Annotated in this window: 16 protein-coding genes and 1 pseudogene; 8 read left to right on the forward strand and 9 right to left on the reverse strand. The window is 70.4% G+C overall.

Annotation, left to right across the window (positions count from 1 at the left end; translation table 11 throughout):
• Positions 1–275 (reverse strand): thermonuclease family protein (locus I53_RS09050; RefSeq protein WP_374701308.1); only part of this gene is annotated, 275 nt, incomplete at its 3' end.
• A gap of 209 nt (positions 276–484) precedes the next feature.
• On the opposite strand from I53_RS09050, the gene I53_RS09055 reads away from it, so the two are divergent.
• Positions 485–745, forward strand: coding sequence for a hypothetical protein (locus tag I53_RS09055; RefSeq protein WP_043349441.1), 261 nt, complete (start codon positions 485–487; stop codon positions 743–745).
• Positions 746–792: 47 nt separating this feature from the next.
• Here I53_RS09055 and I53_RS09060 read toward each other — a convergent pair whose 3' ends face one another.
• Entirely contained in the window at positions 793–1,473 is a 681-nt protein-coding gene (locus I53_RS09060) for a L,D-transpeptidase (protein WP_043349444.1), read from the reverse strand.
• 171 nt (positions 1,474–1,644) lie between these two features.
• Here I53_RS09060 and I53_RS09065 point away from each other — a divergent pair, with 171 nt between their 5' ends.
• The gene (locus I53_RS09065) at positions 1,645–2,085 is read left to right on the forward strand and encodes a VOC family protein (RefSeq protein WP_043349447.1); all 441 of its coding nucleotides are present in this window, start codon (positions 1,645–1,647) and stop codon (positions 2,083–2,085) included.
• Here the strand turns inward: I53_RS09065 and I53_RS09070 are convergent, their stop codons facing one another.
• Positions 2,086–2,529: a cyclic nucleotide-binding domain-containing protein gene (locus I53_RS09070; RefSeq protein WP_043349450.1), complete on the reverse strand. Its 444-nt coding sequence runs from the start codon at positions 2,527–2,529 to the stop codon at positions 2,086–2,088.
• A 79-nt stretch (positions 2,530–2,608) separates the two neighbouring features.
• Here I53_RS09070 and I53_RS09075 point away from each other — a divergent pair, with 79 nt between their 5' ends.
• Complete coding sequence (locus I53_RS09075; RefSeq protein WP_251982263.1) at positions 2,609–3,424, forward strand: electron transporter; 816 nt, start codon at positions 2,609–2,611, stop codon at positions 3,422–3,424.
• 18 nt (positions 3,425–3,442) lie between these two features.
• Here I53_RS09075 and I53_RS09080 read toward each other — a convergent pair whose 3' ends face one another.
• Positions 3,443–3,649: a hypothetical protein gene (locus I53_RS09080; protein ID WP_043349452.1), complete on the reverse strand. Its 207-nt coding sequence runs from the start codon at positions 3,647–3,649 to the stop codon at positions 3,443–3,445.
• A 243-nt stretch (positions 3,650–3,892) separates the two neighbouring features.
• On the opposite strand from I53_RS09080, the gene I53_RS09085 reads away from it, so the two are divergent.
• A complete protein-coding gene (locus I53_RS09085) occupies positions 3,893–4,081 on the forward strand; it encodes a general stress protein (RefSeq protein WP_043349455.1) in 189 nt (62 codons plus the stop codon).
• A 147-nt stretch (positions 4,082–4,228) separates the two neighbouring features.
• Here the strand turns inward: I53_RS09085 and I53_RS09090 are convergent, their stop codons facing one another.
• Together I53_RS09090 and I53_RS09095 are read right to left on the reverse strand one after the other, a co-directional pair.
• The gene (locus I53_RS09090; RefSeq protein WP_043349458.1) at positions 4,229–4,594 is read right to left on the reverse strand and encodes a hypothetical protein; all 366 of its coding nucleotides are present in this window, start codon (positions 4,592–4,594) and stop codon (positions 4,229–4,231) included.
• A 465-nt stretch (positions 4,595–5,059) separates the two neighbouring features.
• Positions 5,060–5,863: a response regulator gene (locus I53_RS09095; RefSeq protein ID WP_043349459.1), complete on the reverse strand. Its 804-nt coding sequence runs from the start codon at positions 5,861–5,863 to the stop codon at positions 5,060–5,062.
• Between the two features lie 173 nt (positions 5,864–6,036).
• On the opposite strand from I53_RS09095, the gene I53_RS09100 reads away from it, so the two are divergent.
• Positions 6,037–6,384, forward strand: a complete 348-nt coding sequence (locus I53_RS09100; protein WP_236952776.1) for a NepR family anti-sigma factor — start codon at positions 6,037–6,039, stop codon at positions 6,382–6,384.
• A gap of 185 nt (positions 6,385–6,569) precedes the next feature.
• On the opposite strand, the gene I53_RS31115 is transcribed toward I53_RS09100, so the two are convergent.
• Positions 6,570–6,746, reverse strand: a complete 177-nt coding sequence (locus I53_RS31115) for a DUF1328 domain-containing protein (protein WP_007568853.1) — start codon at positions 6,744–6,746, stop codon at positions 6,570–6,572.
• A gap of 205 nt (positions 6,747–6,951) precedes the next feature.
• Between I53_RS31115 and I53_RS33805 the strand changes: the two genes are divergently transcribed.
• Together I53_RS33805 and I53_RS09110 are read left to right on the forward strand one after the other, a co-directional pair.
• On the forward strand, positions 6,952–7,128 hold the full coding sequence (locus tag I53_RS33805; RefSeq protein WP_164706346.1) for a hypothetical protein: 177 nt from the start codon (positions 6,952–6,954) through the stop codon (positions 7,126–7,128).
• A gap of 228 nt (positions 7,129–7,356) precedes the next feature.
• The gene (locus I53_RS09110) at positions 7,357–8,277 is read left to right on the forward strand and encodes an MBL fold metallo-hydrolase (RefSeq protein WP_043349463.1); all 921 of its coding nucleotides are present in this window, start codon (positions 7,357–7,359) and stop codon (positions 8,275–8,277) included.
• A 13-nt stretch (positions 8,278–8,290) separates the two neighbouring features.
• Here I53_RS09110 and I53_RS09115 read toward each other — a convergent pair whose 3' ends face one another.
• Positions 8,291–9,070 carry a DUF1499 domain-containing protein gene (locus I53_RS09115; RefSeq protein ID WP_043349473.1) on the reverse strand — a complete coding sequence of 260 codons (780 nt, stop codon included), beginning with the start codon at positions 9,068–9,070 and terminating at the stop codon, positions 8,291–8,293.
• A gap of 67 nt (positions 9,071–9,137) precedes the next feature.
• Positions 9,138–10,973 carry an AsmA-like C-terminal region-containing protein gene (locus tag I53_RS09120; RefSeq protein WP_251982265.1) on the reverse strand — a complete coding sequence of 612 codons (1,836 nt, stop codon included), beginning with the start codon at positions 10,971–10,973 and terminating at the stop codon, positions 9,138–9,140.
• Between the two features lie 304 nt (positions 10,974–11,277).
• On the opposite strand from I53_RS09120, the pseudogene I53_RS09125 reads away from it, so the two are divergent.
• Positions 11,278–11,709: pseudogene (locus I53_RS09125) on the forward strand (CoA transferase subunit A); the annotation flags it as partial.
• Positions 11,710–11,829 lie beyond the last annotated feature (120 nt).

The raw sequence follows: 11,829 nt of genomic DNA on the forward strand, positions 1-11,829 counted from the left end.
CCCGGCGAGGCTCCCTCCCGCCGCTCGCAGGTGACGACGCCGCCGTCCATTCGCGCGCGCAGGGCCTGCGCGGCCTCGCGGCCGCAGCGATATTCCAGGCCCTTGGCGCTCTCGCAGCTCTGCGCGGTCTCGGGGGCGTCGATGCCGTATAGGTGGATGCGCGTCCCCTGCACCTCGATCGTGTCGCCGTCGATCACGGTCGCCGGGCCGCTGATCGTCCCGGCCGCGGCTGCAGGGCCGCACAGGAGGAGCAGGGCAAGCATCGGTCTGATCATCACGGAACTGTCCACGCGGGAGGCAAGGCGTCGAAGAAAAGCGGTGTGAGGGCCGTCACGCTGCACGACCAATGTGGCGAATTTGTCGGGCGACCGGAGGGACGGCGCTTCCCCGGCGCCGACTTTCTCCCGTCGTGGTTGCGAAAGCGTTCCGACCCTGCGCGCGGGCTGCGCCACGGAACGGCGCCCCGGAGCCGTCGTTGTATCGCATGAGCTTTCTCAAGACCCTGCTCGCCGGCGTGGCCCTGAGCGCAGCCCTTCTCACCTGGATCGGCCTCGCGATCGGGCCGCAAGGACCGGCCGCCCGTACGAGCCCGGGGCTGACCACGGCCGCGGTCCTGGCGAGCGACGGCATGGTACGGGACGGCGCCCCGCGTGACCCGGCGCTGGATCGTGAGGGTCTCGGCCGTCTCGCGCGCCACGCCTCCGAAGAGGCGCGCGACGCCGCCTTTGTGAGGCCGGCCGGCTGACCGCCGCCTTTGCGCGGCGCAGCCGACGTGCGGGGAAGCCAGACCGGTCAGGTCCGGTATTGGCCGTTGCGCTTGACGAGAACGCGGGTTCCCACCGGCACGCGCTCGTAGAGATCCGCGATGTCTTCGTTCAGCATCCGGACGCAGCCCGACGACATCTGCTCACCGATGCTCCAGGGCTCGTTGGTGCCGTGGATCCGGAACAGGATGTCGCGGTTGCCCTGGTACAGGTAGAGCGCGCGGGCACCGAGCGGGTTGTCGACGCCGCCCTTACGGGTCCGTGGCAAGTCGGGATGGAGCGAGACCATCGTGGCCGTCGGGCTCCAATCCGGCCAGACACCCTTGCGTCCGACCCGGGCCTCGCCCTTCCAGGAGAAGCCTGCCTTGCCGACGCCGACGCCGTACTGCATCGCCGTGCCATCGGCCTGAACAAGGACAAGCTGGCGCTTGTCGATGTCGACGACGATGGTGCCGGGTTGCTCGGGGCCGTTGTAGCTGACCTGCTGCCGGCGATATTTGGGGTCGAGCCGCTGGGTATCGACGAGGGGAATGTCGAAGGGCTTGTCGGGCTTTGCGCCGATGTACCAAGCGGATTCGTCGTCCTGCGCGACCTGGACCGGACGGGTCTGACAGGCCGCCAGCGGCGCGATCGCCACCACGGCGAGGAGGATCCGCGAGAGGGCGATCCGGCGCAGGCGGCTCCAGGCCGATGGAAGCGTGGCGATCATAGGTCCTGTCGTGCGGGATACGGTCGTCGCGCCATGCCTACCGCCTCAGCGCCCGTGACGATGTAGCTTTTCCGCCGCAGCGGATCGCGCGCGGGCGGCTCGCGCGGCCACGGTTGCGCCCTAATTCAGAATCGCGGCAACGCTCTATTGCGGCCGGCGCGGAGGTGAAGGATGCCCGAGACCCAAACTCTTCCGACCGAGGCGACGACCGTACCCGAGGTCCCGCTCAGCCCGGCGATACACCTCGACCACTGTGTGATCCACGTCAGCGACTGGGCCCGATCCAATGCCTTCTACCGGGATGTGGTGGGCGCCGAGATCATCGAGCGCGGCCCAGGCTTCGCCTACCGGTTCGGCGGCGTCCAGCTCAACTGCCATGGCCCTGGCGTCGAGGCGGTGCCCGTGGCGGCCAAACCCGTCCAGCCCGGCAACAGCGATCTGTGCTTCCGCTGGTCGGGTCCGATCGAGGCGGCGATCGCGCATCTCGAGGCAGCCGGCATCGTGGTGGAACTCGGGCCGGTGGAGCGGCACGGCGCCGCGGGTCCCGGCCAGAGCGTCTATTTCCGGGATCCGGACGGGTCGCTCCTGGAATTCATCACTTACGCAGCGTGATCAGCCGCGGCTCTCGGCCAGCGCCTGATTGGTCTGCTCCAGCCGCAAGGCCAGGACGCGCATCAGGGCGATGCTGATCTGGGGAAACTGTGCGAGCAGTTCCAGGAAGACGCCCCGGTCGATGCGCAGGGCGGTCACCGCGGATTGCGCCGTCACGGTGGCGGACCGGGGCTGCTCGGCCAGGATGCCCATCTCGCCGACCAGGGCATCCTGGCCGAGCAACGCCAGCCGCACCGGGCCGGCGGGGCCATCGATGCTGACCTCCGCGGTGCCCGAGAGGATCACGTAGGCTGCATCCGCCACATCGCCGCGGGCGAAGAAGCGTTGCCCCGGCTCGAAATGCACCCGCTCGCTGGTGAAGGCCAGAAGCTTCAGGCGCGACGGTTCCACCTCGCGGAACAGCGGCACCTGCTTCAGGGAGGAAACCTCGGTGTCGAGGGTCATTCGGGGGCTCCGCGACGGGTCTCACGCCCAGGACGGCGGGGCCGGACGGGCCCGTATATCCATGCGGTTCGTCAGGCACTTGTCCAGCCCTGCACTGGACGCAACTTGGCGGTGTGGTCTCGGCGCCCTGCTGGCACTCGGCCTCATCCTGGGGTCGAGGCCGGCCGCAGCCCGGCTGGTCCAGGCCGATCTCGCCCGTGTCGCGGTCACGCCGCCCCCGGGGGCCCGCGTCCCGCTCGACCTTGCGGTCACCGATGCGCGCACCGGGCAGCCCACCACCCTGGGCAAGGCCCTCGACGGTCGGGCCGCCCTGCTGCTGCCCGTCGATTACACCTGCGGCAATGTATGCGACCCGATGGTGTCGATGTCGGTGGAGGCCCTCGCGGCGACAGGACTCCCGCGGGACGATTACAGGCTCGTCCTGGTCGGGATCGACCCGCGCGACGATCCCGCGGCCGCGCGCCGCATGCTCGCGGATACGCTGGGAGACCGGGATGCATCGGCCCGCCCCCGGGCGCTGATCGCCTCGGACACGGCCCTCGCGCGCCTCACCGGCGCCCTGGGCTATCAGGCCGTCTATGATGCCGGCACCGACAGCTTCGCCCATCCGGCGGCGGCCATTCTTCTCGCTGCCGACGGCCGGGTGGCACAGGTGCTGTCGCCCCTCGCCCTGACCGGGCGGGATCTCCGCCTCGCCCTGACCGAGGCCGGCGAAGGCCGGGTCGGCAGCCTCGCCGACCGGCTCACGCTGCTCTGCTACGGTTACGATGCCGCACGGGGTCTCTATACGCCGCTCATCCAGCGGATCCTGACGGGGGCCGGGATCGTCACCATCCTGGCAATCGCCCTCCTGATCGCCGCCCTGATCCGCCTCACGCACCGGCGGCAGGCTTAAGGGCGGCTTCGGCCTGGATCAGCGCTCGGTTGAGAGGCCCTGGCGTCCGGGAGCGGGCGCCTCGCGCTTGAGGCTGGCATTCAGATGGGGCGAGTCGGTGGGCTCCTCACGGGTGGTTGGCGTGGCGGAATCTTCCGCGGCCGGCATCGGCGGCATCGGCGGCGTGTTCGGCCGCTCCGTCGCCGTGCCCGGGACAGGATCTTTGACCATGTTGCGGTTCGTCATGCGCGATACCCCATCTCTTTCTGCGGCCGCACTGTCGCACCGCCTCCCGGACCAAGTCGCCGTGGCTCCGGTCATACCGACACGGCCGCGGATGTCGACCAAGGTCGAACGTCGACCAACGCCCGACACAAGTCCGGGTTGCTGCCAAGCTTAGCTGGCGGAAGCTTGAGCAGGTCTCGGGATAGGAACCTTGGTTATTGCTGAAGGTTGTTGCGGGGTGAAGCGAAGCCTGAGGAGGAACTGATGGCATCCGGAAATTCGACCTCGAAGCGGGGCTTTGCCTCGATGAACCTCGAGCGGCAGCGCGAGATCGCCAGCAAGGGCGGCCGCAGCGTGCCGGCAGAGAAGCGGTCCTTTTCGCAGGATCGCGAATTGGCCTCGTCCGCCGGTCGCAAGGGCGGTCAGTCCACGGGGACAGGCCGGGCCGAGTGAGGCATCGGCTCACGCGTATCGCGTAGCGGCGCCGCGTCTTCGGACCGGCGCCGTTTTCGTTTCGGCTATGCCAACACGGCACACCAACGCAAAAGGCCCCGCCATGGTGACGGGGCCTTTTGCGTTACGGGATCCGGGGGGCAACGATCAGGAAATGCAACGCCCGGGGGTCATGCGGCGCGCCTCGGGCCCGACCAGGGAGCTCAGCGCCGTCTCGCAGCCTTCGCGGACCATACGCCGGGGCGGCTGACGCAGGATCGGCTTGATCTCCAGATCCTGGGCTTCCCCTGCCACCGGGGCAATCCGACCGTCGGCCTTCTGAACGCCCGCGACCCGCGTCGGGCTGAGCGCGATGGAGACCGGCCGCATCCCCGGCAGCGGAATCTGCGCCGTCTGGGCGGTGGGCACCGGGGGCACCCAGCGATCCGCCGTGTCGCGCACGACCGGTTGGACGAGGACGGTGAGAAGAGCGGCAGGAGCACTCACGCCCAGGAGGAAACCAGACCGCAGCATTGCCCCGACCTCATGCGAGAGCTTGACAGGATGTTCGTATAACGCGCCCTGCAATCGCAGGTTCCTAGACTGTGACGCGCCTACGTATCCTGAGTATTCGATGACAGCTCGGCCGTTGGTGCGGCGGCGCACGCCCGCAATCCACACCCTCCACATGTGGCCAAAAGGCCACCGCGTTAGAAAAAGTGCGTTTGCTGGAACCTCCCGGTCCCGCATCCGTTTTCTCTGCACCCGGCCACCTGGTCCTCCCCGCATTCCCCTTGTGCATCGGCCGGAACCTTCGCGACGGGCTGGAGACTTCTCCGGCCCGTTTTTTTGCGCCCGTATCCGGGATGTCCGGGTCTCCGGCACGGACAACAAAAAACCCCGGCGCAAGCCGGGGTTTTCGTCGTCACCGAGGCTCGGAGGCGGCCTGGGACCGGTTCAGCCCGGCGAGAACCGCCGAGCCCGGCTCAAGCCGTCGTCTCAGGCCGTCTTGGCTTCGCGCCGACGGGCCGTCTGCTGGAAGAACAGCGCCTGGCTGATCACCGCCGAGACATTCGCCGGCTGGAAGGGCTTCGCGATGAGGAAGGCGGGCTCGGGACGCTCGCCGGTGAGGAACCGCTCCGGATAGGCCGTGATGAAGATCACCGGGACCTCGAAGGTCTTCAGGAGATCGTTCACGGCATCGAGACCCGAGGAGCCGTCGGCGAGCTGGATGTCCGCCAGGATCAGGCCGGGACGCTTACCCTCGCCGGCGATCTTGATCGCCTCGGTGCGGGTGCGGGCGACGCCGATGACATTGTGACCCAGACCCTCCACGAGGGCCTCGAGATCCATCGCGATCAGCGGCTCGTCCTCGATGATGAGGATCTCGGTCGCCATGTCGGCGGCCAGCTCGCGGCCGGCCTCGTCCACGAGGTCACGGACCTCGGAGACGTCGACGCCCAGGATGATGGCCGCATCTTCCTCGGAGAAGCCTTCGAGGCAGGAGAGCAGGAACGCCTGCCGCGGCAGCGGCGTGATCTGGCCGAGACGGACCTCCGCCGGCAGATCGTGCTGAACCTGCTCGCTGCGGCCGTTCACCGAGAGCGAGTTCCAGATCCGCGTGAAGACACGGAACAGATCGGCTTTGATGTTGGTGCTCCGGCCGAGCGTATCCGGTTCGTTGACGAGGGTCTCCAGGGTGGCAGCGACATACGCGTCGCCCGCCACTTGGCTACCCGTGAGCGCCCGCGCGTAGCGGCGCAGGTACGGCAGGTGCTGTACCACGAGTTGCGATGTCGACATTCGATCCCCTGTGCCTCGCCGTGTTGCCCGGCCGCGAACGCCTCGGTCCTTTACCGAAGTCCTGCCGGGGCCGGCTTGTGTCCTGCGCAGCCTACCGCCCAACGCGGAGGCCCGCACTCCGTTCCACCCCCCGGCGGAACCGATCCCGGCGGGCAGGCGTTGCCGCCGCAGCCATGGCGTATGTCGAGCCGCAGCACAATGCGGCCGAGCCGACTTCGGCAACAAGGGGCCTATTGATGGTGGACCAGGGAAAGGAGGGAGGTCTTCGCGCGCGCTATTCGCATGCCGAGACTGTCTCGAATCGCTCGTCGGAGGGCCAGGACGGCGCCGTCGATCAGCAACCTTTCGACACCCCTGACCAGACCACCGGCCACCGGACCAAGAACGGCCTGAGCGACCAGACCCGCAATCGTATCGCGACGCAGCTGCGCGCGATGTACGACACGGTCACGCAGCAACCGGTGCCCGACCGCTTTGCCGAACTGATCGCGAAGCTGGACAGCGCCGACCGCAAAGCCTGACGGTCGAGAGCCCTCGACCCCGGATCCAGCGGACGCCCATCCCGATACCCCCGCCTCGGCCAGACGGAACCGTCTCGAGCCCAGTATGCGGACCGACACGACGGAAAAAGCCGCCGCACGGGGCGGCGGCTTTTCATCGCGCCGTGCGCCGGCCCGGGATCGGGGCCGGCGTCTCCGGTCGTTCCTCAAAGTGTCGGCGAGCGGCCCCGCATCAGTCCCACGACCGCCGAGATCGCAAAGAGGACGATGGCCACGAAGAATACCAGCTTGGCAGCTTCCATCGCCGTGCCGGCGATGCCGCCGAAGCCAAGCAGAGCGGCCACGAGGGCGACGACGAGAAAAGTTACGGCCCAACCGAGCATCGTTCAGATCCTTCGAAAGTCTCAACGCGGGCGGGCCGCGTCGTTCTGAACACGAAAACGCCAAGGTTTCGCTCCGGTTCCGCCCCGATCGCGAAGTCCCCTGGGGAGCGGGGGGTTCGTGCGCTGTCCGCGTCAAGGGGTGACGGAACGAGACAGGGGCGCTAGCGTTCGAAGAGAGGTCTCCAGGCTCGATCCGGGATTTGCGATGCTGCAATCTGCCAAGAGTGCCGTTCGATCGAAGGCCGCCGCGCTGGCGGTGCGCCTCGCCGATCTCGTCGATAGAACCGGCGATGCCTTGCGCGCGGCAGCGCTCGGTCTCCTGCCGGCACCGGCGCCCGTACCGGTCCGCGTGCGCGCTCGACAGACCCGCCGCCAGGGCTGACGTCCTTCGTCGCGGTCTGGCCCGTAAGCGTCACGCCCAGACCGAGGGCCGCCTCCAGGGGGCGAGGTCGGTGCAGGGGCGGTCATCCGGTCTCAGAGCGCGTCTGCGACATCGGAACTTGCCGGATGCGCGGGGAATGCCCGGACCGTCGGATCGCGGCCTCCGAGCCGATTGCCACGCGGCGTCGAACCGTCCAAGGAAACGCCGTGTCGATCGCATGGGATCGCGATGGCGGACGCCGACGAGAACAGCCTGACCTTCGATCGTTCGATGCCCCCAGCTGGGCGGCTGGAGCCGGTCGCCCCGTTGATCCGCCGCCGGGTCGCGCCGAACGGCGGCCCCTTCACGGCGAGCGGCACCTGCACCTACGTGGTGGGCCAGGATCGCGTCGCGGTGCTCGATCCGGGCCCGGATGATCCGGTGCATATCGAGGGGCTGCTTCAGGACCTCGCTGGGGAGCGTGTGGAGGCCATCGTGGTCACCCACACCCATCGTGATCATTCTCCGGGCGCGCGGCTCCTCGCTGCCCGCACCGGCGCGCCCATCGTCGGATGCGGGCCACACAGGGCCGCACGCGCGCTCTCGGAGGCGGAAGCGCCGATGCTCGACGCCAGCGCAGACCGGGCTCACGCTCCCGAGCGGATCATGGCGGAGGGCGATTCCGTGTCCGGTCGAGGCTGGACCCTCGTGGCCGTCGAGACCCCCGGCCACACGATGAACCATCTCGCCTTCGCGCTGCCGGAAGCGCAGGCGCTGTTCTCGGGGGACCACGTCATGGCGTGGTCGACCACGATCGTGGCCCCGCCGGACGGCGCGATGCGGGCCTACATGGACTCCCTCGACAAGCTGCGCGGGCGCGACGAGACCGTGTACTGGCCGGGCCATGGCGGACCCGTATGCGAGCCCGCCCGGTTCCTGCGCGGGCTGGCCGGGCACCGCCGCCAGCGCGAAGCGGCGATCCGCGCGCGTCTGGCGGCCGGGGACAGGCGGATCGCCGACATCGTCGCGGCGATCTACCAGGGGCTCGATCCCCGTCTCCGCGGCGCCGCGGCGCTGTCGGTCTTCGCCCATCTGGAGGATCTTGTCGGACGCGGGCGCGCGACCTGCGACGGCGCCCCCCGGCTGGACGGCACCTACGCGCCGGCCTGAGGGACGCGACGGGTCACTTCACCGCGAGGGCGAGGTTGGCGACGTCGTCGAGATAGGCCCGGATCCGGTCCGCGTTGCTGCCGAAATCGCGGCCGCTGAGGCGCGAGGCCGAGCGCACGTCGATCCGCGCCCCGTCCGCGCGGGGGCGGATGCGCACGGTGACGTCGCCGGGCAGGTTGAGGATCAGACCGCGGGCCACGGCCTCGATCCGACCGTTCCCGGTGCGTCCCCCCGGCCGGATTGCCTCGACGATCTGCCAGTGCCGCTTCAGCGCCGCCTGCCGGGCGAGTTCGAAGGCCTCGTCGGCGCCGATATCGAGGGTCAGGGGCGCGATCTGCGGATAGGCGCCGCGCTGGCGCTCGCGGATCGCGGGGCCGGGATCCGCCGGGTAGCGGCCGCCGCGAGCCGCAAAGGCCGCCCGCGAGCGCGAGAAGGCGGGTGGGTTGTCGATGTCGGTGGTGATGTCGGACAGCGCCGGCAGCCGCAGGCTGCGCAAGCCCAGGAAAGCGGGATAGCCGAGGACCGCCAGCGCGAGGATCAGCCCTGCGAGGGCGGCCCCGAGACCGCGAGCCCCCTCGCGCCAGACCCGCACGAAGGCGAAGACCGCAGCCGCCGCGGCGAGCACCGCGACCCCGAACCCGGCCACCAGGGCCGCGAGCGCCGCGTCGGTGTCGGCACGCGGGTCCCGGACCAAGATCAGGGCGATGCCGGTGGCGATGACGGAGAACACGGCGAGCCGCCGGGCCAGAGGCCCTGCGCGGGTGACGGGTTCCTCGATGAGCAGGCGGCGCATGGGGATCATGACGGCGATCGGGATCCGATCTTAGAGCTTGGCCGGGGCCGGCGCCAACGCGCGACCGTCACGGCGCGAAGGCACGGACACTGCCGGGCAGGCCGAGGGTGGCGGGCAATTTGAGAGGATCGGGCAGCATCGCATCCCCGATCCGGCCGGCCGGATCGGACGGCTCGCTGTGGGCGGCCGTCTGAGCCGTCAGGGCGTTCAAGGGGCCCGTCACCGCGAACAGGATCCCGCGGGCGGAATCGCCGGGCGGCCGCAGGACGAGATCGCCCCTGGCGTCGAGTCGCCGTTCCGGCAGCGACACCTGGCCGTGAAGGGTGGCGCCGACACTCGGCCCCAGAAGACCCGACTCGGCGATCTCGCCGACACCGTCGACGAAGCGCAGCGTCACCACGGCCCGCTCGAACGCGGTCCGGCCGTTCCGGCGCGCCAGAGCTCCGGACGCCACGGCACCGTTGCGGTGGACGACGTCGGCAAGATCGAGGCCCGCGATGGCGCCGCCATCCATGGCGAGCGTGGCCCGTCCGCCGAGATGCGCCAGGAGGCCGACCGTGTCACGCGCCCTGGATTCGAGGGCGAAATGCCCCTGGACGGGCCCGACCACCCAGCGGGCCGCGCCGATCTCGCCGAGGAGCGCACCGAGATCGACGCGGTCGAGGCTCCCCTGGGTGCGCAGCTCCGTTGCGGCCGGATCGGTCCCGCTCGTCAGGTTCACGCGCCCCTTGAACGTGCCGTCCTGGATCCGGGCCCGGNTCACCGCGACCTCAAGGGCGGTATCCCGCACCAGGATGCTCGCCGCCAGATCCTGCACCCGAACGGCGCCGGCGCGGCCCTCCGCCGCCGACAGGCGGAGGTCGAGGTCGCCCTGCGTGAGCGGCGCCAGGGCGACGGATACCGGGGCGGGATCGAGGAGCCGGGTCAGATCCTCGACGAGCGGCGTGAAGTCGAGGGTCTCGGCCGCCAGGGTCGCCTGCACCGAGAGGCGCGGCGCCTTGCCGGGTCCGAAGGCGACGGCGCCGGCGCCTTCCAGCACGTTCTGACCGAGGCCGATGCGCAGGCTCGGCCACGAGATGGACCGCTCCGCCGTCTCGAACCGGCCGTCGATCGAGAAGGCGCCGGCGAGCGGCGCCAGCGGCACATCACGGCCGATCCAGGCCAGGCTCTCCGGCAGGGATCGCGTCTCGAACCGGACCTGCCCGGACAGGACGGGCAGCGCGTTCCCCTCCGCGGGCGGCGCCATCGTTCCGTCCGCCGCGAGGCTGCCGTCCGGCCACGTGACCTCCGCGGTGAACGGGCTGCGGCGGCGCTGGGCCAGCTCGGCCGGACGCAGGTGGGTCAGGGCGATCCGGGTCGGCACGCCCCGCCACGTGAGGCTGGCGCGGCCCTCGGCGGTCTTGCCCCAGAGCGGCCACGCGATGTCCAGGTCGATGTCCCGGGCCGTGTCGCCGGCGGCGAGGCGCGCGTCGCGCACGACGATCCGGCGTGGCCGGGCCGTCCCGCCGAACCGGGCCTGCTCGGCGAGGCGCGCGAGGGGGGCGTCCCAGCCGGCGGGGTCATCCGACAGCCGCGCACCCTCCAGGCGAAGCCCGCTCACGGCCGCGCGCCCGCCGAGAAGGCTCAGCGGGTCGAGGTCGAGGGTCAGGCGGCCCGCATCCGCCAGGACCGGTCCGTCGGAACCGGCGGCGAGCCGGACGCGGTCGAGGGTCAGGCGCGGCCAAGGCAGCACCGCGACGCTCGCGGGGCCCTGCAGCGTCAGGCCCAGGCCGTAGGCGTCGAAGGCGCGGCGCGCGTAGGCCGTGACCCGGCCGTCCTCCAGGGGCCAATCGCGCAGGCCGAGGCCGGCCGCGATCAGGCTCCCGAGAGCGAGGACGAAGATCGGGCGGCGCAGCGACATCATGCTCCGAAGGGGCGGCGGCTGTAACCGGAAGCCGGGCGCCGCGCCGGCCCCTCGGGCTGCCGCGGCCCGGCAGGGTCTGCACGTCGAGTGAGCAATTTAGCGTCCTTGGCCGGCTTTGTCTGCCGCGCCCGCGCAGGGCCGCCCTGCCCTCCCCAACGCAGTGCCGGTTACGGATCGCCCGCGTCCGCGCGGACCGGTGCGGCGCACCACTGGATTTCACGCGCGGAATCGGGGAGAGCAGGCGCGAGGACACGCACTTCCCAAGGTTTCGGCCGGTCGGGTCCGGCGGGAAAAGGACGGTTCGATGAAGAAGGTCTACACGGATGCCGCCGCGGCCCTGGCCGGCCTCCTGCACGACGACATGATGGTGATGTGCGGCGGCTTCGGCCTCTGCGGCATCCCGGACGAGCTGATCGAGGCGGTGCGCCTCTCGGGCGTCAAGGGTCTCACCGTCGTCTCGAACAATGCCGGCATCGACGGGGTCGGCCTCGGCAAGCTTCTGGACACCCGCCAGGTCCGGAAGATGATCTCGTCCTACGTGGGCGAGAACAAGGAATTCGCCCGGCAGTATCTCGGTGGCGAGCTGGAGATCGAGTTCAACCCGCAGGGCACGCTCGCCGAGCGGATCCGCGCCGGCGGCGCCGGCATCCCGGCCTTCTTCACCAAGACCGGCGTCGGCACCAAGGTCGCCGAGGGCAAGGAGGTCCGCGAGTTCGATGGCGAGCATTACGTCATGCGGCCCTCGGGCCTCAGCCGGGATTGCCTTGCAGGCCGGCGGCGATGTGGTTGTTGATCGACACGAGCGTCGCGATCTTCTCGGGCGTCGGCGCGATCATCGTGTCGATGCAGCTCTGGA

It is taken from the genome of Methylobacterium sp. B1, from assembly GCF_000333255.1.
Classification (GTDB): Bacteria; Pseudomonadota; Alphaproteobacteria; order Rhizobiales; family Beijerinckiaceae; genus Methylobacterium; species Methylobacterium fujisawaense.

Coding starts and splice junctions, on each gene's coding strand:
- I53_RS09055 (WP_043349441.1), top strand. CDS start 485: ATGAGCTTTCTCAAGACCCTGCTCGCCGGCGTGGCCCTGAGCGCAGCC.
- I53_RS09060 (WP_043349444.1), bottom strand. CDS start 1,473: ATGATCGCCACGCTTCCATCGGCCTGGAGCCGCCTGCGCCGGATCGCC.
- I53_RS09065 (WP_043349447.1), top strand. CDS start 1,645: ATGCCCGAGACCCAAACTCTTCCGACCGAGGCGACGACCGTACCCGAG.
- I53_RS09070 (WP_043349450.1), bottom strand. CDS start 2,529: ATGACCCTCGACACCGAGGTTTCCTCCCTGAAGCAGGTGCCGCTGTTC.
- I53_RS09080 (WP_043349452.1), bottom strand. CDS start 3,649: ATGACGAACCGCAACATGGTCAAAGATCCTGTCCCGGGCACGGCGACG.
- I53_RS09085 (WP_043349455.1), top strand. CDS start 3,893: ATGGCATCCGGAAATTCGACCTCGAAGCGGGGCTTTGCCTCGATGAAC.
- I53_RS09090 (WP_043349458.1), bottom strand. CDS start 4,594: ATGCTGCGGTCTGGTTTCCTCCTGGGCGTGAGTGCTCCTGCCGCTCTT.
- I53_RS09095 (WP_043349459.1), bottom strand. CDS start 5,863: ATGTCGACATCGCAACTCGTGGTACAGCACCTGCCGTACCTGCGCCGC.
- I53_RS09100 (WP_236952776.1), top strand. CDS start 6,037: ATGGCGTATGTCGAGCCGCAGCACAATGCGGCCGAGCCGACTTCGGCA.
- I53_RS31115 (WP_007568853.1), bottom strand. CDS start 6,746: ATGCTCGGTTGGGCCGTAACTTTTCTCGTCGTCGCCCTCGTGGCCGCT.
- I53_RS33805 (WP_164706346.1), top strand. CDS start 6,952: ATGCTGCAATCTGCCAAGAGTGCCGTTCGATCGAAGGCCGCCGCGCTG.
- I53_RS09110 (WP_043349463.1), top strand. CDS start 7,357: ATGGCGGACGCCGACGAGAACAGCCTGACCTTCGATCGTTCGATGCCC.
- I53_RS09115 (WP_043349473.1), bottom strand. CDS start 9,070: ATGCGCCGCCTGCTCATCGAGGAACCCGTCACCCGCGCAGGGCCTCTG.